The sequence below is a fragment of the Exiguobacterium sp. s127 genome (assembly GCF_018618695.1).
In the GTDB taxonomy this organism is placed as follows: domain Bacteria; phylum Bacillota; class Bacilli; order Exiguobacteriales; family Exiguobacteriaceae; genus Exiguobacterium_A; species Exiguobacterium_A oxidotolerans.
Genome location: NZ_JACSMO010000030.1, coordinates 1 through 476, shown reverse-complemented (window position 1 = coordinate 476; position 476 = coordinate 1). Strand labels below are relative to the sequence as shown.

Genomic DNA, 476 nt, shown 5'->3' with positions numbered 1-476 from the left:
CTGTTTATCGATTCGACACACGTCAAAGCAAATGCGAATAAGCGGAAATATAAAAAGAAACATGTTCGTCGTGCAGCACGTTTTTATCAAGATGAACTGGAACAAGAAATCAATGATGATTGTGAGGCGCACGGAAAAAAAAGCGTTTTACCCCCAAGAAGAAGGACGAGAATGATCGACGTTTGACGAAGGAGAGTACCACGGATCCTGAGTCAGGATATTACGTGAAGGGGAAGCGTGAAAAGCAATTCGCCTATTCCTTTCATACAGCATGTGATCGGAATGGTTTTGTCCTCGGGACAATTGTCACACCAGGTAATATTCACGATAGTATCATTTTTATTGTGATGCGTATTACGATTGCTATCTCTGTGAAAATGATCAGCAGCTTGTCTATCGAACAACTACACGGGAATGAAGACGGGAGTACGTATCAGATCCAAAAATCTGTGAAACTTGTCCATTTCTAGAACGGT

Annotated in this window: 1 pseudogene; it reads left to right on the top strand. The window is 41.6% G+C overall.

The window, feature by feature from the left end:
- Positions 1-415, top strand: a pseudogene (locus KNP98_RS16135) (hypothetical protein); the annotation flags it as partial.
- Positions 416-476 lie beyond the last annotated feature (61 nt).